This window comes from Paenibacillus sp. FSL M8-0334 (genome assembly GCF_038000405.1).
GTDB classification, from domain to species: domain Bacteria; phylum Bacillota; class Bacilli; order Paenibacillales; family Paenibacillaceae; genus Paenibacillus_AQ; species Paenibacillus_AQ campinasensis.
In genome coordinates this window covers 2676451-2699769 of record NZ_JBBOCH010000001.1, presented here as the reverse complement: position 1 = coordinate 2699769, position 23319 = coordinate 2676451, and the positions used below count along the sequence as shown (strand labels likewise).

At 54.5% G+C, this 23319-nt stretch carries 22 protein-coding genes; 2 read left to right on the top strand and 20 right to left on the bottom strand.

Features of this window, described 5'->3' with window-relative positions:
* Window positions 1-33: 33 nt before the first annotated feature.
* The 3 genes from MKX64_RS11780 to MKX64_RS11770 form a co-directional block, all read right to left on the bottom strand.
* Window positions 34-1212 carry a hypothetical protein gene (locus tag MKX64_RS11780; protein ID WP_341035908.1) on the bottom strand — a complete coding sequence of 393 codons (1179 nt, stop codon included), beginning with the start codon at window positions 1210-1212 and terminating at the stop codon, window positions 34-36.
* A 158-nt stretch (window positions 1213-1370) separates the two neighbouring features.
* Complete coding sequence (locus MKX64_RS11775; protein ID WP_155618501.1) at window positions 1371-1721, bottom strand: DUF3243 domain-containing protein; 351 nt, start codon at window positions 1719-1721, stop codon at window positions 1371-1373.
* 188 nt (window positions 1722-1909) lie between these two features.
* Window positions 1910-3454 (bottom strand): DEAD/DEAH box helicase, encoded by a 1545-nt coding sequence (locus tag MKX64_RS11770; RefSeq protein ID WP_155618502.1) that lies wholly within the window; start codon window positions 3452-3454, stop codon window positions 1910-1912.
* Between the two features lie 103 nt (window positions 3455-3557).
* Between MKX64_RS11770 and MKX64_RS11765 the strand changes: the two genes are divergently transcribed.
* Complete coding sequence (locus MKX64_RS11765; protein WP_341035905.1) at window positions 3558-4112, top strand: hypothetical protein; 555 nt, start codon at window positions 3558-3560, stop codon at window positions 4110-4112.
* 10 nt (window positions 4113-4122) lie between these two features.
* Here MKX64_RS11765 and MKX64_RS11760 read toward each other — a convergent pair whose 3' ends face one another.
* From MKX64_RS11760 to MKX64_RS11700, 13 genes are all read right to left on the bottom strand, one after another.
* Window positions 4123-5793, bottom strand: a complete 1671-nt coding sequence (locus tag MKX64_RS11760; protein ID WP_341035903.1) for an ABC1 kinase family protein — start codon at window positions 5791-5793, stop codon at window positions 4123-4125.
* A 1-nt stretch (window position 5794) separates the two neighbouring features.
* On the bottom strand, window positions 5795-6112 hold the full coding sequence (locus MKX64_RS11755; RefSeq protein ID WP_095264982.1) for a phasin family protein: 318 nt from the start codon (window positions 6110-6112) through the stop codon (window positions 5795-5797).
* A 184-nt stretch (window positions 6113-6296) separates the two neighbouring features.
* Window positions 6297-6998 (bottom strand): PepSY domain-containing protein, encoded by a 702-nt coding sequence (locus MKX64_RS11750; RefSeq protein WP_341035902.1) that lies wholly within the window; start codon window positions 6996-6998, stop codon window positions 6297-6299.
* 116 nt (window positions 6999-7114) lie between these two features.
* Window positions 7115-7801 carry a PepSY domain-containing protein gene (locus MKX64_RS11745; RefSeq protein ID WP_341035901.1) on the bottom strand — a complete coding sequence of 229 codons (687 nt, stop codon included), beginning with the start codon at window positions 7799-7801 and terminating at the stop codon, window positions 7115-7117.
* A gap of 75 nt (window positions 7802-7876) precedes the next feature.
* On the bottom strand, window positions 7877-9229 hold the full coding sequence (locus MKX64_RS11740) for a sensor histidine kinase (RefSeq protein ID WP_341035899.1): 1353 nt from the start codon (window positions 9227-9229) through the stop codon (window positions 7877-7879).
* Entirely contained in the window at window positions 9226-9924 is a 699-nt protein-coding gene (locus MKX64_RS11735) for a response regulator transcription factor (RefSeq protein ID WP_341035897.1), read from the bottom strand. Before MKX64_RS11735 ends, MKX64_RS11740 begins: the two co-directional genes overlap by 4 nt.
* A 25-nt stretch (window positions 9925-9949) precedes the next feature.
* The gene (locus MKX64_RS11730) at window positions 9950-10588 is read right to left on the bottom strand and encodes a ThuA domain-containing protein (protein WP_341035895.1); all 639 of its coding nucleotides are present in this window, start codon (window positions 10586-10588) and stop codon (window positions 9950-9952) included.
* A 137-nt stretch (window positions 10589-10725) separates the two neighbouring features.
* The gene (locus MKX64_RS11725; protein ID WP_155618506.1) at window positions 10726-11556 is read right to left on the bottom strand and encodes a uroporphyrinogen-III synthase; all 831 of its coding nucleotides are present in this window, start codon (window positions 11554-11556) and stop codon (window positions 10726-10728) included.
* A gap of 371 nt (window positions 11557-11927) precedes the next feature.
* Complete coding sequence (locus MKX64_RS11720) at window positions 11928-13493, bottom strand: methyl-accepting chemotaxis protein (RefSeq protein WP_155618507.1); 1566 nt, start codon at window positions 13491-13493, stop codon at window positions 11928-11930.
* A 12-nt stretch (window positions 13494-13505) separates the two neighbouring features.
* Window positions 13506-13919 carry a hypothetical protein gene (locus MKX64_RS11715; RefSeq protein ID WP_341035891.1) on the bottom strand — a complete coding sequence of 138 codons (414 nt, stop codon included), beginning with the start codon at window positions 13917-13919 and terminating at the stop codon, window positions 13506-13508.
* 245 nt (window positions 13920-14164) lie between these two features.
* The gene (locus MKX64_RS11710; RefSeq protein ID WP_155618531.1) at window positions 14165-15619 is read right to left on the bottom strand and encodes a catalase; all 1455 of its coding nucleotides are present in this window, start codon (window positions 15617-15619) and stop codon (window positions 14165-14167) included.
* A 161-nt stretch (window positions 15620-15780) separates the two neighbouring features.
* A complete protein-coding gene (locus tag MKX64_RS11705; RefSeq protein WP_095264990.1) occupies window positions 15781-16596 on the bottom strand; it encodes a winged helix-turn-helix domain-containing protein in 816 nt (271 codons plus the stop codon).
* Complete coding sequence (locus MKX64_RS11700; protein ID WP_095264991.1) at window positions 16572-16967, bottom strand: Fur family transcriptional regulator; 396 nt, start codon at window positions 16965-16967, stop codon at window positions 16572-16574. The genes MKX64_RS11705 and MKX64_RS11700 overlap by 25 nt, the downstream gene beginning before the upstream one ends.
* A gap of 632 nt (window positions 16968-17599) precedes the next feature.
* Here MKX64_RS11700 and MKX64_RS11690 point away from each other — a divergent pair.
* Window positions 17600-18724: a diguanylate cyclase gene (locus MKX64_RS11690; protein ID WP_341035886.1), complete on the top strand. Its 1125-nt coding sequence runs from the start codon at window positions 17600-17602 to the stop codon at window positions 18722-18724.
* On the opposite strand, the gene MKX64_RS11685 is transcribed toward MKX64_RS11690, so the two are convergent.
* The 4 genes from MKX64_RS11685 to MKX64_RS11670 form a co-directional block, all read right to left on the bottom strand.
* The gene (locus MKX64_RS11685; protein WP_341035884.1) at window positions 18699-19640 is read right to left on the bottom strand and encodes an aldo/keto reductase family protein; all 942 of its coding nucleotides are present in this window, start codon (window positions 19638-19640) and stop codon (window positions 18699-18701) included. The two genes, MKX64_RS11690 and MKX64_RS11685, sit on opposite strands and share 26 nt — an antisense overlap.
* Window positions 19641-19722: 82 nt before the next feature.
* Window positions 19723-20829 (bottom strand): Ger(x)C family spore germination protein, encoded by a 1107-nt coding sequence (locus tag MKX64_RS11680; RefSeq protein ID WP_095264995.1) that lies wholly within the window; start codon window positions 20827-20829, stop codon window positions 19723-19725.
* Window positions 20826-21950: a GerAB/ArcD/ProY family transporter gene (locus MKX64_RS11675; protein WP_341035882.1), complete on the bottom strand. Its 1125-nt coding sequence runs from the start codon at window positions 21948-21950 to the stop codon at window positions 20826-20828. Before MKX64_RS11675 ends, MKX64_RS11680 begins: the two co-directional genes overlap by 4 nt.
* On the bottom strand, window positions 21934-23295 hold the full coding sequence (locus MKX64_RS11670) for a spore germination protein (RefSeq protein ID WP_341035881.1): 1362 nt from the start codon (window positions 23293-23295) through the stop codon (window positions 21934-21936). The genes MKX64_RS11675 and MKX64_RS11670 overlap by 17 nt, the downstream gene beginning before the upstream one ends.
* Window positions 23296-23319 lie beyond the last annotated feature (24 nt).

Below are 23319 nucleotides of genomic sequence, written 5' to 3'. Positions count from 1 at the left end.
GTATCCGGACGTCTGGCCTCTTCCCCATCCGTATTATGAAGGAACGCCGGAATCCTTGGCATGCTTCCTGCCCTCTCTCAAGCTTCTGATCGAACGGACGATCACATAAATAACGCTCAGCAGCAGCGGGGAAAAGACCGACATGCCCAACAATAAGGAGCTGGCGACATACGACGGGTCTGTCTCCACTTCGGAGGTGTCTACGAACAAAAAACTGATCAGCGATACAACCGCATAAATCAGGATTTGCGGCCATTTCATCCATTTGACAAGCAAGAAAAACAGCAGTCCGCAACCCCCGATCAACAGGGCGGGAATCGCTATCCCTTCCGGATCAATCTTTCCTTCCGTGGCCAGCCTCACCACCAACAAGCCTCCTGCATACTGCAGGGGAAAGACCAGCCAGGCGAGCCGGCCGATGCCTGGAAAGGTCCGCCGCTTCTTCTGTTCCTCCTCCAGACGCTGCCGCTGCTCCTCAGGCGGACGCTGCTTCGCAGCCTCTTCTGCCTGCTGCTGGGTAATCTTCGCCATGTACGGACGATACGCCACGTCAATGTTGCCGTCAAACCTGGCTCGCTCCAGATGAATATCCCCTGATAGCTCCTCCGGGACATCGCCAACATAATAATCGTGCAGCGACGTTACACTCGTTAGCCATAGCGGCTTCTCTTCCTTGGCGACAATCTCCAGCCAGCGGTTGGCCTCCACCACATTCGTAAACGGAATGGCCAGCATCTGCCGCTGAAATTGATGATGATGTACAAGATACAGCATGGGCAGAAGCTCCAGCTGCTGCAGCGGTTCATTCAGCTTCGTGGGCCTGTAGGTGTAATTGTAGTGAAACACATGCATGCCATAATACAGCTCGGTGACCGCTGATAGCGGGACAACCCCTTCCTTCTTCTCCCTGACTTTGGGGTCCCAAACGGTGTACTCCACTCTGTCATCGTACAACAGGTATTCACTGAGATGCGTATTCACCCATATTCGGCCCTGCAAGGCACTTAACACTTTTCTGAAAATATAAACGCCGAGCGGAATGGCCAGCAATGTTAAATAGATGCCGATTGACGGAAACATCACGACCAGAAACAGCGGGCCAATCATGAGTCCGGCACCGATCAACAGCCCGATAACGTATACGCTAAAGGTCAGTACCCACCATTGGGGCCTCATTTTCCGTTCCTTTTGCTCCAGTAGAATCTCGGACATTCAGGCAACTCCTTTTGATCTAAAATATAGATTTCCATACATCCGCTTTACACTATAAGTGATTATATAATGGAACTCATAAAAAATGGATACTTTGAAGCGATGAAACGAAAAAACCCCTTTCCCGGATCCATCCCGGAAAGGGGTCATACAGCGTCTTAATGGGATTGGCGACGCTCGGCCAGCTTCACCAGCATATGAGCCAGCTTGTGCCGCTCTTCCTTCGAGCCGACCTTCCACAGTTCCTGCAGCAGCTTCTCCTCCGCATTGCGGGGTTCCTCGTTCTCGGCCAGGTAGCCTGCCACCTTCTCAGCAGCCTGTGCCAGCTGTTCCTCGCCAAGCCCGATGTTCTGCGCCAGCTGAATTCGCTTGCTCAAATACGATTGAAACGAATCAAAGTTGGCCAGAATCCGTTCCTTCTCCCCTTCATCAATGCGATCGATGGCATCATCGACCTTATTGACATCCAGTTCACCATTCTTGTTGACGACATGATTATGCTCGGACATGATAACGCCTCCTTTGTTCGACTAGGTACAATCTTTACTTAACCTTGTCCACCCGAAGCTAATCAACGACCCAGCAAGGAACGCCGCAGCCGAACCCATCGTGCTCGCCAATGGAAAAGCAGAAGCCGTGCTGCCCTGCTGTATCAGCCCGAGTTAACCGGAGGCAAAGGCAGCGCAAGCCCGGAGGCCTATGACCGCCCCCGGCCGCGGCGACCGCCGCTCCGGCCCTGACTGCGGGCATTGCCTTCCGCACGGCTTCCCTGGCCGCCATCGGAGCCACGGCGGCTCCCTTGGGCGCTCGTCCGCCCTGCGCTGCCGCTCCGGCGGCCGCTGCTGACGCCGCCGGCACGCTCGCTGCCGGCGCGTCCTTGACCGCCCGCCCCCGAGCGCCCGCCTGGGCCGGACCGCTCCGCCTGGTGCCCGCGGCCGCCGCTGGTACCGCGGGCACCTCTAGCGGCGCCGGACCCGCCGCTGCGTCCGGAAGCCTCCTCTCTCCGGCTTCCTCCACGGCCGCGCTGCTGATCCTTAGGCCCGGAGGAGGAGACGCTTCTAGCTTTTCTCGGGCCGGAGACGTCTATACTTCCGCCCGTCCCTTCGCGAATCGCATCCTCTCGCGAAGCATAATGCAGCCGCTTCAATCGAAGGGAGATCCCCTCTTCAATCCGCAGCAGATCTTGAGCATCCTTCCCTGCGGCAAAGGTGACGGCCATGCCGCTTCCACCCGCCCGGCCTGTTCTGCCGATACGATGGATGTAACTTTCAACATCATGAGGCATATCGTAGTTGAAGACGTGGGTTACCCCCTCTACGTCCAGGCCGCGTGCGGCGACATCAGTAGCGACCAGCAGCTGCAGCTTGGCTTCTCTGAAGCGCTTCATGACGGCCTCTCGCTTCGCCTGGGAGAGATCGCCGTGGAGCTCGTCCGATGCGTAGCCATGGGCCAGCAGCGCTTCGTTCAAGGTGGAGGCCCGCCGTTTCGTCCGGCAGAAAATAATCGCCAGGAAAGGGCGGTACAGCTCAATCGCCGCCCGCAGCGCATCCTGCTTCGTCCGGTCGGTGCATTCCACAACCGCCTGCTTGATCTGCTCGATCGGGACCGGAGAGGCTCCCTTGATGACGATATCGACCGGCTCATTCATATAGTTTCCGGCAAGCTGCTTCACCCCGCCCGGCATCGTCGCTGAGAACAGCATCGTCTGCCGGCGGTACGGCACCGCATGAATAATGGCTTCGACCTCGTCGAGGAAGCCCATATGCAGCATCTGGTCGGCTTCATCCAGCACAAGCATCTTCACACCGCCCAGCTCAAGCGTGCCCCGGCGCAGATGATCGAGCAGCCGGCCCGGCGTCCCGATGATGACATGGCGGCCGCCCTCCAGCTTGCGCAGCTGCTTCTCCACATCTTGACCGCCATAGACAGCCAGAATTTTGGCACCGTCTTGCTCCCCGGACGTCAGCTTGCGCGCCTCCTCCGTAATCTGGAGCGCTAGCTCCCGCGTCGGCGCAATGATCAGGGCCTGCGGATACGCCTTAGAAGTATCGATCCGCTGCAGAATCGGGAGCAGAAAAGCCAGCGTTTTGCCGGTCCCGGTCCGCGCGCGGGCAATGACATCCTTGCCGTCCAGAAGCAGCGGGATCGTCTCCTGCTGTACCGGCGTCGGTTCTGCGATGCCCTGCTCCTTCAGTTTTTGTACTCGTTGTTCGTCGATGCCCAGTTGTTGAAAGTTCGGCAAACATTCCACCTCATTTATATTTTTTCAGGAAATAGACTGACATTCATTCCTGTCTTTGGTAATGTCAGATCAGATGCTATCAACCGGTCAGGAGGTGCAAGGCATGAACCTACTCCACATGCTGCTCGGCTTCATCGTTCTGTTGATTCTGCTTGGAATGATGAATATGATGCTTAATTATATCGCAACCCGGGACGGAGCGCAGATTCCCTTCCGTCAGAAACTATGGCTCATCCCGCTCCTGTCGGCGTCGATCATCGTACCGCTTGAGCTGTGCTCGCTTCTGTATGTGCGGCTGTTTGGCATCACCGGCAGCGCCGGAGAGACCCTTGCCCCAGGCAGCGCCGAAGTGCTGCTAAGCTTCCCGCTGTTTGCACTGATCGGGTTTCTGCTGCTGGAGTGCCTCGTTCATCCGCTCGTCATCGCCACGCTGCGGCTAACGCTCAAGCGGGACAGCGTGCTCATGGCCAAATTGGCGTCCACGCTGGCTGTCGATACGCTGCTGCTGTATTTTATCGCCCTGCTGTTTCCGGCATTGCCGATCCGCAGCCTGCTGCAGGCGCTGTTCATCGCCTTGTTCTATCATGGGATCGAGTGGCTGCTGATCGGTGTTCAGACCTGGTTGCTCCATCGTAAGCATGCGAGGCTCCAGGCCTGACACCAGGGTGCTAGAACCTCCCGGATTTAAAAATCGAATACAATAGCCAGGCCACCATCAGAATAGCGACAATGAAACCCAGTTCAATGACAGGGAAATGCCACAGCATAATCGGCTCGTGACTCAGGGAAGAACCGATAATCAGCCCCACCATAATAATGCTGAATGCCAGCAGCACAATGCTGAACGAAAGGCGGTTGCTGATCCGGTCCAGCTTGTGCATGAGCGATTGCAGCTCGGGCACACTGATCTCCACCCGCAGCTTGCCCTTGCTGATCATCGCTGACAGCTGCCGGGCCTGCCCCGGCAAATCGAGCAGGCTCTGCGCCAGTTCGCTTACCCCGTCCAGCACCTTTCTGCCAATACGCCGTGAGTTGTACCGCTCCTTCAGCAGCTTCCGTCCGAACGGCTCCGCCATATCAATAATGCTGAGCTCCGGGTCCAGCATCTCAATAACGCCCTCCAGCGTCAGCAGCGACTTGCCGAGCAAGGTCAAATCGGGCGGCAGCATGATCTGATGCCGCTGGGCGACCGCGAACAGATCGCTTAGCGCCTTGCCGATCCGCACCTTCGAGAAAGGAACATCCACATATTCTCCCCGCAGCCGATCCATATCGGCCCTGAGCCGGTCCATGTCGCAGTCATCCGGAATCAGCCCCATGCGCGATATCGCCCGCACCATACTGTCCGTGTTGCGCCTCATCAGCGCGATAATCAGCCCCGACAGATGATCCTTCATCTCCTCGCTGAGCTGCCCTACCAAACCGAAATCCAGGAACACCAGCTTCCCGTCGGCCCGGACCAGCAGGTTCCCGGGATGCGGATCGGCATGGAAGAAGCCATGGATGAAAATTTGCTGCAGCATCCCTTCAATCAGCCGCTCGGCCACCGTCTTCAGATGATGCCCCTTGTCCGCCAGCTCCCGGTAGCGGCTCAGCGTGACACCGTCCGCATATTCCATCGTAAGCACCTTGGAGGAAGTGAACTCCCAGTAAATGCTGGGAATGTGGATGTACTCATGATCCGTCAAGTAAGCTGCCACTTTCTCTGCATTGCGCGCCTCATGGCTGTAATCGAGCTCGGCCATCATCGCCCGCGCAAACTCATCTACGATCTGATCCACCCGATATTGCTTTACCCAATCCCACCGCTTCTCGGCCAGTGAGATCAAGTCCCGGAGAATTTCAAGATCCCGCCCGATCATTCTGGCAACGCCGGGACGCTGCACCTTGATCGCTACCATCTCGCCCGTCTTTAACCGGCCGGCATGAACCTGGCCAATCGAGGCTGCGGCAAGCGGCTTGTCTTCGAAAGAGGAAAGCACCTCGTCGATCGGCACGCCCCACTCTTGCTCGATCAGCTGACGTGCGCTTTCCGAGGAGAACGGCGGAACCCGCTCCTGCAGCTTGACCAGCTCCTGGATCAAAGGGTCAGGCAGCAGATCCGACCTTGTGCTCGCCAGCTGACCCAGCTTCACAAATGCCGGACCGAGGTCCTCCAGCACTTTACGCACCCGTTCTCCCACCGTGACTGTCTCCGGCTCCTCCCGGGATATCCAGCGCACCGGAAGCGACAGCACGTGAAACAGCCCCATCTCCTCCACCATATAGCCAAAGCCATGACGCATTAGCGCCATGGCGATTTCCCGGTAACGTCCGGCATGTCGAATTCGGACCGCCATATTATTCCTGCCGCGATCCTTCCAGCTCGACGATTTTGTGCTCAAGGGCAGCGATTCGCTGTTCCAGGCTCGCGATATCGCTTTCTGTCGGCACGTCCAGCTCCTTCAGCACCTTTTGCACCTGTTCATAAATATAGCTTTTGATCTGGGACTGCTCCGCCTCTCCCCGCTCGACCAACCGCTCGACCAGCGCTTTCGATTCTGCCGGAGCCAGCTCCCCACGTTTGACCAGATCGTCCACAATTTTCTCTACTTTTTCCTTGCTGACCACGGTAAGGCCTAATCCTAACGAGATTGCTTTCTTGAAAAGATCACTCACGTTTCATCCCTCCTGGTCTTCATCTGCTTCCATTATACCCTTATTTTCTGGTAAAAATCATCTATCCGAGAATGAAAGTCCTCAGGCTGCAAGTTATACCGGACACCTCGTCTTCTGGACATAAAGAAACAGCCCCAAGATCCTCAGATCTTCGGAGCTGTTTCTCGTGATCTATGCACAGGGCTTAATCGTCGTCCCCGTCATCGTCTCTGTCATCATCGCGGTCATCCCGGTCGTCTCGATCATCCCAATCATCATCGTCATCGTCAAAATCGGTGTCGATAACCTTGCCCGTGATGGCGTGAACCTCTACCTCGGCTGAGCCTCTGGACGTTCTCAGTTCCACTTCATACACCCATCTGCCATCGTCCTTGTCCAGGTCCGATTCCACTGCCACTGCGCCTTGCACATGCTTCTCGGCAATGGTTGCCGCTTTGCCTGCGCCGATCACATTGGCTGGCACACGATCATCCCAATCATCGTTGTCGTCATCTTCACGGACGCTGAGCACCTTGCCGCTGTATGCATCAATTCGAACCTCCATTTCGCGCTTCTCTTGGTCAATCTCCACTTCATAGATTTGAGACCCTTTCCAGCGCTTGAGCTCGATGCTGTCGACCACGCCCTTCACTTCGGCCTTTGCTTTCTTCTCAGCCTGTTCCATGCCAATCAGCTTCTTCCCGGTCGTAGCCGTGCTGGTGCTCTGCACGGACGCGCTCACCTCGGATGCACTTGAACCGCTCGACGGGCTCGGGCTGCTTACGCTTGCGCGGCCAGATGCGCTTGACGCCCCCGATCCGTCTGCCTGAACAGCGCTGATTCCGTAAATTCCGCCTGCCGCGATAACCGCGGCGAGTGCGCCTGTCATCCATGTACGTTTTTTCATGTTAGAATGCCTCCTCATGTTCTGATTGCCTTTGCATAGTTCTATCCTATTGGCTGAACATGAGAGGACTCCGAGAGAAAGATTAGAAATTGATGAGAATCAGATGACAGCCTTCCTCATCCATCATCATCATCGTCATCGTCTGAATCATCGTCCACCGTAACTGACAGAATGCGGCCTGTGATGGCATCCACCTGCACCGTCACTTCCCGCCCGTCCTTGGTGTCAATCTCAACCAGGTAGTATCGGCCATCCCTGCCTTCCCGGTAATCGACATCATCCACAGTGCCGGGGAATTCGGCGAGCGACAGGCGGATCGCCTCCTTTTCCGTGATCGGACGATTGGCGGTTGATCCCTGGTTCCCCGAAGGCTCGCGGCCTTCCTGCCCGTTCTGTGGCGGCGCTTCTCCATTCGGATCTGTGGAAGCATCCGTTTCATCTGGGGGAGGCTGTTCGCCTCGGGCATCTTCCGCCCCAGGATCGGCTTCACCCGGATTCTGTACCGGAGGTTCTGGCAGCATCCCCGCCCCCTGATCATTCAGACGTTCAATTGCAATAATGTCCCCCTGATATGCATCTACCCTGAGCTCATACACCCCGGTTACAGCTTGGATCCGAATCCGGTACATGTCGTCTTCCAGCACCGTATCCAGCACATCGCCAGGATACTGCTCTGTGACTCCGGCAGCCGCTTCCGCTTGCGTCAGCAGCCGCGGTGCATCTCCCCAAGGACGAATGATGACAAGTGTCAAGAGCAATATCACCGCCAGCGAACCGCTCCACATCAGTATCCTTTTTCGCATTCCATCACCTCATGCCTGTTTCTTTACCGCAAGTATACGCGCTCCAGGTTAGAATACGCTGAGAGAACTCGTCGGTCATTCTGCCAATTTCAACCTGATGACAGCGGTCGTCCCGACCCCGGGCAGGCTGTCCAGCTCAAGCTCTGCTTCAATCGCTTCCGCAATATCCTTGGCGAGCGACAGCCCAAGACCCGCTCCGCCTTTGCGGCTCCGGGCCTCATCCACCCTGTAGAACCGGTCGAACACATACGGTAGCTCTTCCTTGGGAATCCCGATGCCGCGATCGGTGATGCGTATTGAAGCTTGCCCCCCGGCGGTCTGAATATCGACCGTCACGGCCTCCTCACTGTACTTCCGTGCATTATCCAAAAAAATAAACAGCAGCTGTCTCAGCCGCTGCCGATCCGTCCAGCCATACACGGCCCCCTGATCGGAGCGAACTTGGACCTCGCGGTGATAGGCGCTGCGAAAAGCGCCGGCGGACGCCTCGCACAGTTCCACCAGATCGACATCCTCCATCTTGACTTGCCATTCGTCACGGTTACGCGCGAGCAGCAGCAGCTGCTCGGTCAGTTCCTTCATGCGCACGGCCTCGGAGTGAATCGCCTCCACAGACTCATGGAACAGTTCAGGTCGATCCAGTCCTCTTCGCTTTAACAGACTGGCGTAGCTCTCTATGATCGTAATCGGCGTTTTCAATTCATGGGATGCATTGGATACGAACTGCTCTTGCTTCTCGTAATTGCGCTCCAGCAAGGTGATCATATCGTTGAAGGCAGCCCCCATCTCCACCAGCTCATCCTTCGACTTCGGGTCCAGCTCGATTCGCCTGAACCGGCCGCTGCTGCGAATCTCCCGCATCGTCCGGGTCAATGCAGAAATCGGCTGCATGATGACCCGTGCCAACACCCGTGTGGAGGCGATAACAGGGAGCAGAACAGCTGCCGACACCACAATCAGGACAATTCGGAGCACCTGCAGATTGTCCATCGTCGCCTGCAGGCTGCGGACAACCTGCACATTCATCACCGCCCCGTCAGGCCAGATAACAGGCAGGGACACCGCTGAGTATGTGCCGCCTGCATAGGATATAATCTCGGCCCGCTTGTCCGGCGCATAAGGCAGCTCAAGCTCGGCCAGAACCAGCTGGGAGCTGGAGATCACCGGCGCCGGACCGTTCTGATCCGGGCCGATGACCCGCAGCAGTCCATCAACAGGGACGTAACCCCGGAGCAGATCCGCCGTCGGTATGGCTCCTGCGGCCGCAATAAGCCCTTGGGCAATCCGGTTGGCTTCCGCATCGGCCTGCTTCAACTGACTGTCCAGTGTCATCCGGCTGAACACGAAGTATATCGACAGGTTCATCACCAACAGGAGAACCGCCATCAGAACCGACGAATACAAATGGACTTTGCTGCTGAGCTTCATACGTCGTCCTTCAGCACATATCCGACGCCGCGAATCGTCTGGATGAGCTCAGGCGCCTGCGGCGCTGCGATTTTTTTTCGTACATACCGAATATAGACATCGACGACATTGGTATCGCCGTAATAATCATACCCCCAGACTGCGGTGAGAATCTGCTCCCGGTTCAGCACCTGGCGCTTGTTCTTGAGCAGATACACGAGCAGATCGAACTCCCTTGGCGTCAGCTCAATTCGCTGCTCCCCACGCATCACTTCCCTCGTCTGTTCATTCAGCCTCAGATCCGCCGCGACCAGCCACGCTCCAGGCTCTTCATGCCGGGCTGGAGCCGCTGCCCGCAGACGAAAGGCGGCCCGGATTCGGGCAAGCAGCTCTTCAATCTGAAAGGGCTTCGTAATATAGTCATTTGCGCCCAGATCAAGACCGGACACCTTGTCTTCGACCGAGCTTTTGGCGGTCAGCAGCAGTACGGCTGTGCTTGGATCCGCCGCCCGGATTCTTCTGAGGACCTCGATGCCGCTCATGCCGGGAAGCATCACATCGAGCAAAATCAAATCGAACCCGCCGCTGCGGTAAGCTTCCAGCCCATCGGGACCGTTGTAGACACTAGTCACCTGATAGCCTTCGCTCTCCAGCTCAATCTGAAGCAGGCGCGCGATTTTCTCCTCGTCCTCCACAATCAGTATGTTCTCGCTCAAGCCTCCATACCTCCTTGCCCCGGGCTTAACCGGGAACCCTGGCAGCCCATTTCGCCGCCTGCGCAATGATGATGCGCAGCTGCGGCTGAAGGAAGGTAGGCTCATGATGGCCTGGCATCAGGAATACCACCCTGCCGATTCCGTACGTATGGCACCAGCCAGCCGGGTACAGCTCGCCATCCGCCTCATACTGCAGCAGAACCGTTCGCTCCGCAAACGGATCAAACTCAAACTGATAGGGCTCCTCCTCAAGCTCAAACGGCTCAATCCCTTCGATAATATCATGCTGCGTCTCTGCCGGCTTGAAAGACAGGGATCGCATCGGCGGATGGCCGTCGAACCGGGCACCGATCAGTTGAGCCAGCTCATACCGATTGGCCAGAGAAATGCCGTTATGCAGAACCAGCAGGCCTCCGCCACCGCTTACGTACGAGAGCAAGCCGGCCGTCTGCCGGGGAGATACCTTCTCGTCCCAAAGGTCACTGTAGGCAATGCACAGCTCATAGGGGTACAGATTGCTTTCATGCAGCATTTTCAGGTTCTCCGTGCATTGAACGGTAAACATATCATTCAGCACATGGGTTATCTGTTTATCAACGCCTTGGAGCGGGTGAAACTTCGGGTGTGTGTAGCTGCCGAGCAGCAAAGCCTTTCTTTTATCCATATCTCTTGTCCTCCCATAAATCGCGGATCTTGTCTATATCATTCACAGGACATCCTGTTCCATGCACGTGGAGAGTTCACGTCAGGGCAACATCCTCGATGCGTGTTCCTTATATTCCTTCGCAGCCGCTCAGAGCATCAAGCCTGGCGCTGTCGATCCGGTTCCCCGGCAAAATAACGTCCCAGCGTCACCATCATAGCGCCCATTCGCTCTTCCTCCGGCACTACAATCCGCTCGATCCCGGCCTCGCGCAGCGCCTGTGCAGTTACCTTGCCGACCGCAGAGGCAACCACCGGACCGGCAAACGCATCCAGCAGCGCAGCCAGCTGCCCCTTGGACTCGGCATAATCGGTCAGAAAACGGAACTGCGGAGCGCTGGTGAAAGCAACGGCATCCACGCTCCCGGCTACAATGTTCGAAACCAACCGCTCAAGGTCTTCTTCCTGCGGCGGTATATGTTTATAAGGGAGGATCGTCCGGACGGTAGCGCCCTTGCTTTCCAGCCAGCTCACCAGCTGTGGTGCCGATTCCCCGTGAAGCTGAAGAATGACGCGCTTGTGATCCAGCTCGCAGTCCGCCATCGCACGGATTAAGCCGGCTGTGCTGCCGTCATCATCCCTGGCCACAGGAACGAGGCCCCGTTTCTTCATGGCATTGACTGTTTTGTATCCCCGGGCAGCGATCTGGGTGCTCTCCAGAACCCCAAGCATCGCCTCAAGCAGTTCCATCTGTTCAGCCATATCAAAGATCGCCTCTAGTCCAATTCCGGTCGTGAAAATGGCCCACTCCGGCGGATCGGCCACCCATGCGGCAATGGCCGCCCGCAGCTCCTCATCATCGAGAAAAACAGTCCCCTGGGCGGGACAGATCAGCGGAGTTCCTCCCATCTTCTCAACCAGCTTGGACATCTCGGCTGATTTGCGCGGGCCTGCCAGGGCGATCACCCGATCCTTCATATGTTGTGCCATATTGTCCTTCCTCCCCTCATATGTACAGCTTTCTCATTTCTATACAGTATACTGGTCTGGCCATTGAATATAAAGTCAGCCAGCGCCTCGGGCTTCACGCCATGCGCCTTAAATCTCACAGAACGGATGGAACCTGTAAGAAGTGATACGCCACGATTAAATCTACTCGGGTATTCGCCCCGCTATGTCCGAATTCCTCTGTCGGCCCGCACGATGCCTCGGGAATCATTCTCCGGCCGCATATATTCCCGAAGCATATGAGGGGCGCTTTAGCCCTTTCGCCTGCCTTGCATAGAGAAAGGAACAGGCCACGTGGCCTGTTCCTTCCCGATGTCCGATAGGACTTATTATGAATCGTTCCTGTGGAGATCCTAGAGCTTGAACCGCTCAACCAGCTGCTGCAGCTCTTCGGACAACCGGCTCAGATCGGATGCCGATGCAGCGACCTCTTCCATGGAGGCCAGCTGCTCCTCGGAGGCGGCCGAGATCGATTGGGTGTTGCTCAGCGCCTGCTCCGATATTTCCCGTATCGACTCCACCGCCTGTTTGGTAACCGCGGCGTGGGAAGCAAGCGCATGGGCGATCTCTGTCGTTCCGGCCACACTCGCGGTCACGCTCTCCACCGACTTTTTGATCCGGGAGAAGGATCGTCCGGTAACATCAACAGCGCCAACGCCTTCAGATACCTTCTCCTCGGCACTTCTCATCGCCTCGTTCGTCCGCTTCACTTCCTCGAGCACGCTTCCGATCAGACTAGTAATCTGCTGCGCCGAGCCCTCCGATTTCTTAGCCAGCTTCTGTACCTCAGCTGCGACCACCGCAAAGCCTCTGCCCTGCTCTCCGGCCCTTGCCGCCTCAATCGAGGCGTTGAGCGCCAGCAGACTGGTCTGCTGGGAGATGTCCACGATATCTCCGATGATGCCGCTAATCTCCTCCGTTCTTAACGTAAGCTGCTCAATGACGCCCCCAAGATCCTTCACAACAGTATCGATGCCCTGCATCGTGTCCGCTGTAGTGATGACCGCCAGATTCCCCTGCTCGGCCAGCTTGGCCGTACTTTGCATATTGTAATGGACTTCCTCCAGTGTGCTGGCAATTGTATCTGCCTGTCCGTTCACCTCGTTCATACGCTGAAGCCCGTCTGCAACCGCTTGAACCTGACGCTCGCTGCCCACGGCAACCTCCTGAACAGAAGATGTCACAAGCTCGATAGCTCTGGTATTCTCTTCAGCACTGGCCGACAGCTGCTCCGAGGAAGCTGATACATTCTCGGTCATATCCTTGACCCCGTGGATCATATCCCGCAAATTATCAACCATCTGCTGGAAGTTATCCGCGAGCTCGCCGATCTCATTGCGTTTGAATCCGGTCAGACGATAAGCCAGGTTGCCGCCGCTAATAATTTCTGTCGCTTCTCTTAACTTGCGAACCGGCTCAATTACGGAGCGGATATTCCACGCTGCCAGAGCGAGGCCGATGATGAGAGAACCTGCCAGCAGCCAGATCATCGTGCTTCGAATATCGGCTACGGCGCCAGTGACCTCATCGTTGGACATGACGCCAACGATTTTCCAGCCTGTCCATTCATTCGTGATGTAATTGATCTGCCAATGCCCGCTGTCCGGATGCTGGAATGAGAATTGTCCGTCCGCTTGCTCAAACAGCCGGGCCACCCACTCGGTATCCCCGTTGCTCTCGGCATCGGTGCCTGCCGGATATTCCGGATGAAACAGGAATTTATGAGTCTGATCCACAACCGTGGTATATCCCTCGCGCCCCACCTGCACTTGAACGAGATCGCGAATCTGGTCCATATTCAAATTGATCCCCATGACCCCTTCACCGTCTTCCAGTGTTTGCGCTACCGTCACCACGGTCTCCGAGCTGGAAGCGGAAGTATAAGGAGCCGTTACAATCGGCTGTCCCGGACTGTTCATCGCTTGCTGGTACTAATCCCGCTCCCGCGGATCATAATCGTCAGCTACCTGATTATTTGAACCCGAAATGAAGCTTCCCGTCGCTGTACCTACATAGATATTCGACGTCTCAGGATGAAGGTTATGATACTGCCTTAATCCATCGCGAATCTGTGTCCCCCCGTTCGCCTGCTCTTGATTCGCGCTCGCAGAATTCATCTCGCCAATGAAATAGCCCAGGTCATGCAGCTTGGCTCCAATCGTCTGGTCGATAATTTTGTCCGCCGTAATTACACTAGATGCTGCATCCTCCATAATTTGACGCTCAATGGTTGCTGCCGCATCCCGGTAAGTGAAATAACCGATGGTGATGCTCGGCACCAGCAGGACAAGCAAGTAGGCAACCATCATATTCCTGCGAATTCGCTGGGCATTTCTTTTTTTCATGGCACGATCCCCTTTTGTCTATAATGTAATCCAACATCCCCTTATATCGACAATTTATCGGAAGAAACAGTCCTTAAATTAACTGGAAATTTATCACATGCCGTCACATTATTTTTCCCTTGAGAATCCGTTAAAAAAAAAGAGCCCTGATTCAGGACTCTTTCTGTTCGTGCTGAGCATCAACACCATTTATATAAAAGCCATGCGCCCGATGCTTCATTGGATAAAGCGCCTGGCTGGTTTGGTTACTTTCCGCTCGGAATGAAGGCGCTCAGATCGATGCCGAGGCCAGCGGCCAGACGCTCACCGTACTCCGCATCCGCCCGGTAGAAATTGCAAACCGCGCGCAGCTGGATATCCGACTTGGTCTGACGAAGATCAGTCACCAGATTGCGGATCAGATTATCCTTCTGCTGCTGCGTGAACGAACGGTACAGTTCTCCGGTCTGTGTAAAGTCATCCGTCTTCTCAATCCGCTGCCGGGTGGTCGGACCATGAAGCGGCGCTTCGCTTTCGCGGTATGCAGGGTCTTCTACGGGCCCGCTGGTGTAGCTGTTTGGCTCATAGTTGATCGGCGATGGGTCCTGCTTCACATTCATCAAGCCGTCACGCTGATGGTTGCGAACGGGAGCATACGGGCAGTTCACCGGAATTTGCAGATAGTTCGGTCCAAGACGATGGCGCTGTGTATCCGGGTAAGAGAACAGTCGGCCTTGCAGCAGTTTATCCTCCGATGCTTCGATGCCCGGGACGAGTGCGCTTGGCGAGAAGGCAGCTTGCTCCACTTCCGCAAATACGTTCTGCGGGTTGCGGTTTAGCGTCATCGTGCCTACCGGGATGAACGGGAACAGCTCCTCCGGCCATGTCTTGGTCGGATCAAGCGGATCGAATGCCAGATCATCCATCTGCTCTGGCGACATCAGCTGCACGAGCAGGCGCCATTTCGGGAAATTCCCTTCCTTGATATGCTCATGAAGATCGCGTGTGGCATGATTGAAATCCTTGCCCTGGACCTCTGTCACCTCATCGGCGTTCAAAGTGCGGACACCTTGGAGGGACTCCCATTTGTATTTAACATAAGTGACTTTCCCCTCCTGATTGACCCACTTGAACGAATGAACCCCGAAGCCGTCCATTTCGCGATAGTTGGCAGGCGTGCCGTGATCCGAGAATACCCAGGTCATCATATGCGTCGATTCCGGGGACAGGGTCATGAAATCCCAGTAACGTCCTGGCTCCTGAATGTTCGTCTCTGGCGATGGCTTGAGCGAATGCACCATATCCGGAAACTTGATGGCATCCCGGATGAAGAATACAGGCAGATGGTTTCCGACCAGGTCATAGTTGCCTTCTTCCGTGTAGAATTTCACTGCGAATCCGCGAGGATCCCGGGCCGTCTCCGGCGAACCAGTGCCATGAATCACGGTGGAGAAGCGTACAAAGACCGGTGTCTCCTGTCCGATCTCTTGCAGGAACGCTGCCCGAGTGTAAGGCTTCAAGTCGTTCTCTACCACGAAGACGCCATGTGCCCCGGCTCCGCGTGCATGCACGACCCGCTCAGGAATCCGTTCACGGTCAAAATGGGCAAGCTTCTCGATCAGATGGTAATCCTCCAGCAGCGTCGGTCCGCGCCGGCCGGCTGTCTTCGAATTCTGGTTATCTCCTACAGGGGTTCCCTGGTTGGTGGTCAAGCGATCCATCATATCTATTCCTCCTAGAACTATAATTGATATTAGACTGAATCTAAATTTATGAATTGATTGTAGCATCTGTGGAGGGAGAAGGTCATGATGGTCAAATGAGCCTTATATGAAGTTCATATGAAAGAACAATGATAAAACTTGGCAAAAAAAAGAGCGGATTAATCCGCCAGGCGGTAACCCACTCCTCGTACTGTTGCGATATATCGCGGCGCACCCGCATGGTCGTTCAGCTTTTTGCGAAGACTTTTGACATGAACGTCCACCACATTGCTGCCGCCCATAAAATCCGTATCCCAAATCTTGCTCATCAGCTCCTCGCGCGTGCATACAGCACCGCCGCTCTCCAGCAGGTGAATCAGCAAACTGAATTCGGTTTTTGTCAGATGAACCGGCGTATGTCCTTGGTGCAGGGTCATTTTCTCTCTGTCGACAATCAGGTCTTTGAACACCAGCCCTTTGGCTCCTTCTTCGGACCGTAAGGTTACGCCGGAGAACAGGCGAATCGTGCGCTGCACCTGATACAGCATCGTTTGCTTGGAGCGCGCTGGCCACACCATCAGCTCTTCGCTCAGCAGACTGCCGCCTGCCCGGCCCATCAATTCCTCATTGACCAGATAGAGCACGGGCACTCCGGCCTCTCCTGGAATCAGCATATCTCTTTCCTTCCGGAAAGCGACAATATCCCGGCAGCCGGTCATATCCGCGATGAGAATGCCTGTGTTCAAGGCATTTTGCAGCCCCGGTTCCCACTTTCTGAACATCATGACCTCAAAGCAATTCTCGGACAAGGTGATCAGCATATCCTGTACACGTCCGGGTGAGCGGCTCAGCAGTGCAGCTCGAAGGGACACCGGACAAGCATCGCCGATCGAGAAGCCAAGGCCAGGCTCAGTATAACGATTCTCCACTTTCCAGTCTGGAAACGGCAGCACAGCTCCGATACTTGCCATCAGTTCTTCCGTTTGGTTTGACATTCCGGACATACCCCCCCAAATACAACATGAGCATGATGAATGACGTAATGCGTTTCACCCGCTACCGTGTCGGCCCAATCCTTGGGCACCTCGGTCATGACTTCGTCTACTTTACCGCATACCTCACAGATGATGTGCTGATGATCATCCATTCTGGCATCATAGCGGCTGGCGCTTTCCCCAAGCTTCAGCTCTCTGATCAGCTGTTTGTCTGTCAGGTAGCGCAGGGAGTTGTAGACCGTACCGTACGCCAGATTATAGCCCTTCTCCATCAGTCGGTTCATAATATCCGCAGCGGTAGGATGGTCGTTCGCTTCCCGAACTACATCATATACCGCCTGCCGCTGCGTCGTCAGGTTTATGGATTTCAAGGTATTCACCCTTTTAATTTTATTTTTAGAATAAGTATAAATCTTATTTCGAGTTTGGTCAATATGATAGATATGATTTATCAATATCCAACATTCCATTCCCCAAGAGAGCTTATATATGGAATAATATAGATATAATTCCATTATTAAGTGGACACGTAAGGCGGAAAGGAGAAGACGCTCATGTTCCTGATCTGCACCATTTTGTATACGATAGCCTTCTGGTTCGGCTCCTTATGGTTGAAGAAAAAACTGAACCTCCCCCGTGAAACGAATGGGTGGCTGTACAAACACATGAATCGGTGGCACAGGTTCGGAGAGGAGAACATCTTCTCACCATGACTGTATTCTTGCTGTATCCGTGCTGCTGGCTTTCCGAGCATTTGTCGAAAGAAGATTGAACCCGAAGTCCAGGCAGCACATCCTCAGTGCGTACGCAAGTATGAGCGGGCTGATCCTTTATACAGGCATCGAATGGTGGATGTAGGAGAATACGCTCGCATTTTCGCACCTTTTGTAAATTGAGGGCGATAAATTTCTGGTGTTTGGCCCCGTTTATCCTTAAAATAGGGAGGAACGTCCTCATTTCCAACATTTATTCAAGGAAATGTGAAAGGAGCTCTTCACCCCCAATGCTGAACAGCCTGTTAATCAACTTTTGTATACTCGCCACCTTCCTATATATCTCTGGATGGCTGACGCAGCGCTACGCCTTGAGCATGGATACTCCCTCATTAAAAGTGAAGATCTATGCGGGCATTTTATTTGGATTGATTGGCCAGATCATGATGCTTCATTCATTTCCTATTGATATGAACCTTACCGCTGATCTGCGACATCTTGTGATGATGGTGGCAGCCATCTATTTCGGCTGGATTCCGGCCATCATTTCCGGGCTGCTTATCGGCTTCGGCCGGATGGTCATATTCGGCGTATCGATCTCCTCCGTCATTATCGGTTCCGGCATGCTGCTGATCGCCGTCATCTCAGGCTGGATATCGACGACACGGCTCGACCGGATGACCAAGATGCAAATCATGAATGCCGGCAGCATGGTGATCCATTTGCTCGTCATTCTGACCAACATGACAGACCATGATCGGGCGTTTATATTCTTCATTACGCAGCTGGTAGTCTCCATCATAGCCGCAGCATTGCTCTGCCTGCTGACCGAACATACACATGCAGCCAACAAGCTTCTGCTTCAGATTAATACCCCGGCGGCGCCTGGGGATATGACAAATCTCAGCCATTTGAAGCAGTTCGAGCAACGGCTCTCGGAGCGGTTTCTCGAAGCCCAGCATTTCGGCGAGCGGCTTGGCCTTATTATTGTTGACATTGATCACTTCAAAAAAATAAACGACACCTACGGCCATGAGGCCGGAGATGCCGTGTTATTACAGCTTGGCAATGTGATGAAGGAGCATGCCCGCTCATTTGACGAAGTTTCCCGAAGCGGCGGCGATGAATTCACCGTGCTCGTTCCGGAAGCAACTCCCATCGAGATGACGGCGATTGCGGAGCGAATCCGGGAAGCCGTGGAGAAGCATACCTTTCTCCTGCACAGCGGAACGAAGCTTCACCTTACCGTATCCGTCGGCGTGGCTGTTCATCCCGATACGATGATGGCCAGGCAAGCTATCGAATTGCTGGAGCAAGCTGGCCAGGAGCTGTACCGCGCGAAGAACACCGGGCGAAACAAGGTATGTATCGCTCCCGGATTACAGCCCCCTAACTTTGGAGTACCTCTTCAATAGCGGTCAATGTCGCTTCAGACAGCTGGATGCCAGAAGCTTTCACATTCTCTTCCACCTGCTCCGGCCGACTTGCTCCAATGAGTGCGCTCGCTACGTTCGGCTGACGCAGAATCCATGCAAGTGCCAGTTGGCCGACCGTGATATCAAGCTCTCGGGCTATTGCGCCGAGCTTCTGTACCTTCTCAAGACGCTCCGGGCTGATCTTCAGCCTGTCGGTTCCAAGCTTGGAGGCCCTGCTGTTCTCCGGAGCGTCCTCGAGACTGGCGTATTTCCCAGTCAACACCCCTTGGGCCAGCGGTGAATAGACCACCTGTCCAATCCCTTTACGTTCACCAAGCGGAATAATCTCTTCTTCAATCTGCCGCTCGAACATATTGTACAGCGGCTGATTCACCACGATGCGATCCAGCAAATACCGGTCAGCCACGGCCAGTGCAGCTTCCATCTGGGCAGCTGTCCACATGCTGACACCCACATACAGCACCTTCCCTTGACGCACTAGATCGTCAAGCGCCCGCAGCGTTTCTTCGAGCGGAGTCTCCTCATGGAATCGGTGGCAGTAATAAATATCGATGTAATCCGTACCAAGGCGCTTAAGGCTGGCATGGCACTGCTCCATGATATGCTTGCGGGAGAGTCCGCGGTCATTCGGGCCGTCTCCCATATTTCCGAACACTTTGGTTGCCAGCACATAGGACTCGCGCGGGAACGCGCCCAGCGTCTCTCCTACGACCACTTCTGCAGCACCCTGCGCATAGACATTGGCCGTATCAAAAAAATTAACGCCAAGCCCGTACGCCGTCTGAATCGACTTGACTGCATTTTCACGTTCTACATACCCGCCATAGGTCAGCCAGCTGCCAAGGCTGATTTCGCTAACCTTGAGCCCGCTTCCGCCTAATCTTCTGAACTCCATTGGTGGAACCTCCCTTATATGAAGATGGATGTCTCCTCTCTATTTTACCATCTCTCAGCGCATTCGTCAGAAGGACCTCCAGTCACCGCTTGAAGAAGTTCGATTTGATTTTCGTCCGCACCTTCACCGTGAACTTGATCTGCGGGTACAGCCGCTCCCAGTCCTGCATTTCCGTATCATTGTTCCAGTGCGTTCCGGCATAACGCAAACCGAAGCCAAGCGGGTCCAACCCGGTTTCCTGTATTTTTTTCAGCAGTCGGGTCACGTCTTTCGACAGTTCTTGGCTGAAAGCTTCCTCGATCTTCTTAAGCTCCTCCAGGGTCATCTGCTCCTCCATTTGCTTCTCCTCCAGCGTCCCGGACAGCCGAATGGTATACCTGATCTCTCCTTGTCCATCAGAACCATCGATAATTTTGTATTTCGCTTTCGAGCGCTCCACATTCATCTCCAGAATCTCGCCATCCCGCCTCGTCCGGAGATTGGTCCGTATATCCCTGCGATCCAGCATATTATAGAGTCTGGTGTCCTCGGGGTTCAGGATCAGCTTGACCCGCTCCTTGTCCATCAGTGCGACGCGGTCGATATTCAGCACATTTCCCTCGGTCGTAATGACCGGCATGACCGGGTCCTCTCCGATCTCCCTCATCTTGCGGTTGAGATCAAAGGCAAACGTCCTCGTAATGAACGGGGACTCGGTCCCGTCCTCGCTAATGGCCAGCACAAGCGCGTTGCCGGCGACCCGCTCCGTCGGCGGCTGGATCTTCAGCACAGCCTCCGCCGTCGGAATCGCCACACCCGGAAACATCAGCAGCTGGATGTCCCGGCGCCGAACCGTCCAGTCCTGAATGCTGCGGATGCTTCGGCGCGCATATGACTCGCCGTACAGCACCGCCCTGCAGTGCCCGAAATCCAGTTCCTTGTCCACCTTGGACTTAACCTGACGTATCGCTTCGGCAATGCTCTCGGATTCCTGAGTAACGGTCAGCGACTTGACCTCCCCCGACTTTGGATCACCTGTCGGAATGGCCATCTTGAAGCTATATCTGTTCACGTTCGGCCCCTTCTCCGACACATCCACACCGATGGAAACAACAAATAACCTGAGGTCAATGTCACGGAATCCGCAGCCGCTCAGAAGCAGAATGAACGCACATAACAAAATCATCACACGATATGTGGAGTGTCTCATGCTTTCTTCCTCCTCTTTCTTTTGACCGCGGCATATATCAGCGTTCCAATCAGCACAAATTCCCCGGCAAACCGGGAATCAACGAACACAATCGCCATATCCTTCAACATGTATTGGTTAATTGCGCCTGAGATGACTAGCACGATCAAGCTAAACACCCCAATAATCCACCATTCGGCCCTTCTCCTCTTCTTGTCTCCCTTGGGTGACGGGCTTCCCTTGAACCCGAACACCCCGATGATCAGCTCCTTGCTGACATGCCAGTGGACAATCGAGTTGAGCAGAGACAGCGTCATGTACACAAAGTAGAACACATAAATCATTCGCTCGATGATAAAGTAGCGGATTCTGAGCGAGTCCATCGCCGCAAACGCCGGATATTCATGCTCTCCCGCACCGATCGTTCCAAGAAACCCGATTGGCCCCAGCATCGATACAGCCAATGTCGCAATGCTCATCATAATGATCAGAATGATATGCCTCATTCTGAATTTATGGAACACCCGATTAAACACCACCATGTTGATGTATCCGGTGAAGACGTATGTAGCCGCCGCCATCGTCTGGTATGTAGGTGGATTCCAGGTATACGTTATAATCTGCCGAACAGAGTCATAGCTGAAAAACGGGCTGCTGAGCGCGCGCCAGGACATATAAATAATGAGCGGAACCGCCATATACAGAACGATCTCAAGCGCATACAGAATGGACTCGGAATCGAGTCTGGCGGCCAATCCGACGACCACAATGAATCCGCCCAGAATGAGGTATGTCGCAATGTCCGGATTGATATACCGATCCGTAATATCGGTAAAGCTGATCAGGGTAATGACACTGGAGAAATACCAGACCGCGGCGGCTACGATCAGCATCGGGGCCGCCAGCCATCCCGGCAAGGTAGAATATAAAATTTCCGGCAGTCCTTCTCCCGGAAATTTGGTGATCAACTTTGCAAATAGATACAACAATCCGGCACCGACCGGGATCGATAACAGGATGGACATCATGCCCCCATCAAACCGGTCATCCAGCATGATGCCGGGAACAAAGTTAATCAGATTGATCGATGCATTCAATAAGAAGAGGTAGTAGAAATACTTGTTCCTAACCACTCCGCTCATCCCCCTTTTTCCGCCAATCCATGGCGAACATCTTCAGATATGGCTTGCCAAAGGTGCGGAGGCTTGTTAAATAGGTGATCATAGCTACCATGCCAAGCACGATGCCGACCAGCCCGAAGGTGGAAGCGAGAAGAATAAACACATATTTGCTCACCCGAATCCCCATGCTCATCATGGAGAATGGAATCACGAAGTTTGTTATCGCCACAGCGGATACGAGGATGATCATAATATTGCTGACCAGCCCCGCTTCCGTGGCCGCTGTTCCGAGAATAAGACCGCCGACCGTCGTGGCTGTGGGACCAATCGCCTTCGGCAGTCGCACGCTCGCTTCGGTCAGAAACTCCATGGCGAGCAGCATGAAAATCACCTCAAAAAAAGAGGGGTACGGCACCGTGGCCCGGCTGCCTGCGATAAGCAGGGAAATTTGCATCCGCAGTATTTCCGGATTGTATGACGTAAAGGCAACGTACATCGCTGGCAGAAGCACCGTCAGAAACAATGCAATGTACCGGATGGCTTTCAGGAACCAGCCGATCGGAGGCAGCTGGATTTTATCATCCATGGCGGTGAAGAAGTCGTTAAAGATCGAAGGAACCAAAATGGAGTAGCCGGTATTATCCACGAGAATCGCGATTTTACCCTGTGAAATATTCATGACCGTCCGGTCCGGCCGCTCGCTGAGCATCATCGTAGGAAACAGGCGCCAATGCGGAGGCATCGTTGACCTTTCAATATCCGATGCGGATTGAATCACATCCGATGTGATATCGGACAGCCGATTCTTTACCTCTTCCAGAATGGTCTTATCGACGATCGTATCATCGTACAAAATAATGAGCCGGGTCTGTGATGCTCTTCCCGCTGTCATATATTCACTCTTCAGATGGGCCGACTGATAACGATGGCGGATAAGATTGAGGTTGACCTCAACGTTCTCCGTGAACGAATCGTCAGGGCCCTGAATGACGTTCTCCGTACTGGCCGGCTGAATGCTGCTCGTATTCACCAGCTCAGCGTCAAACAACAGCACCTTGTCCCTGGTGAAGATAGTGACCGCTCCGCGCAGCATGTTGCGCAGCATATCCTCTTCCCTGTCAGGCTCCAGACTTTTCGGGAAAGATCTGATGAACTCCAGATATAGCGGCACATCGTCCAGCTCATAAAACCGGTTGATCAAATGGTTATTGATCATGACAGGATCGCACATGCTTTTGAAGTATATGATGTCGATCTCCTCAAAGCCCTTTTTCAACTTGCGCTCCTCGATATCCGAGACGCCCTTCAGTTGTCTGTGCAGCCAGGCCAGCGCCTGCTTGGGGTTAAGCTTGTTCTGCTTTTTCATGATCGAATCCCTCAACTTCCTCGC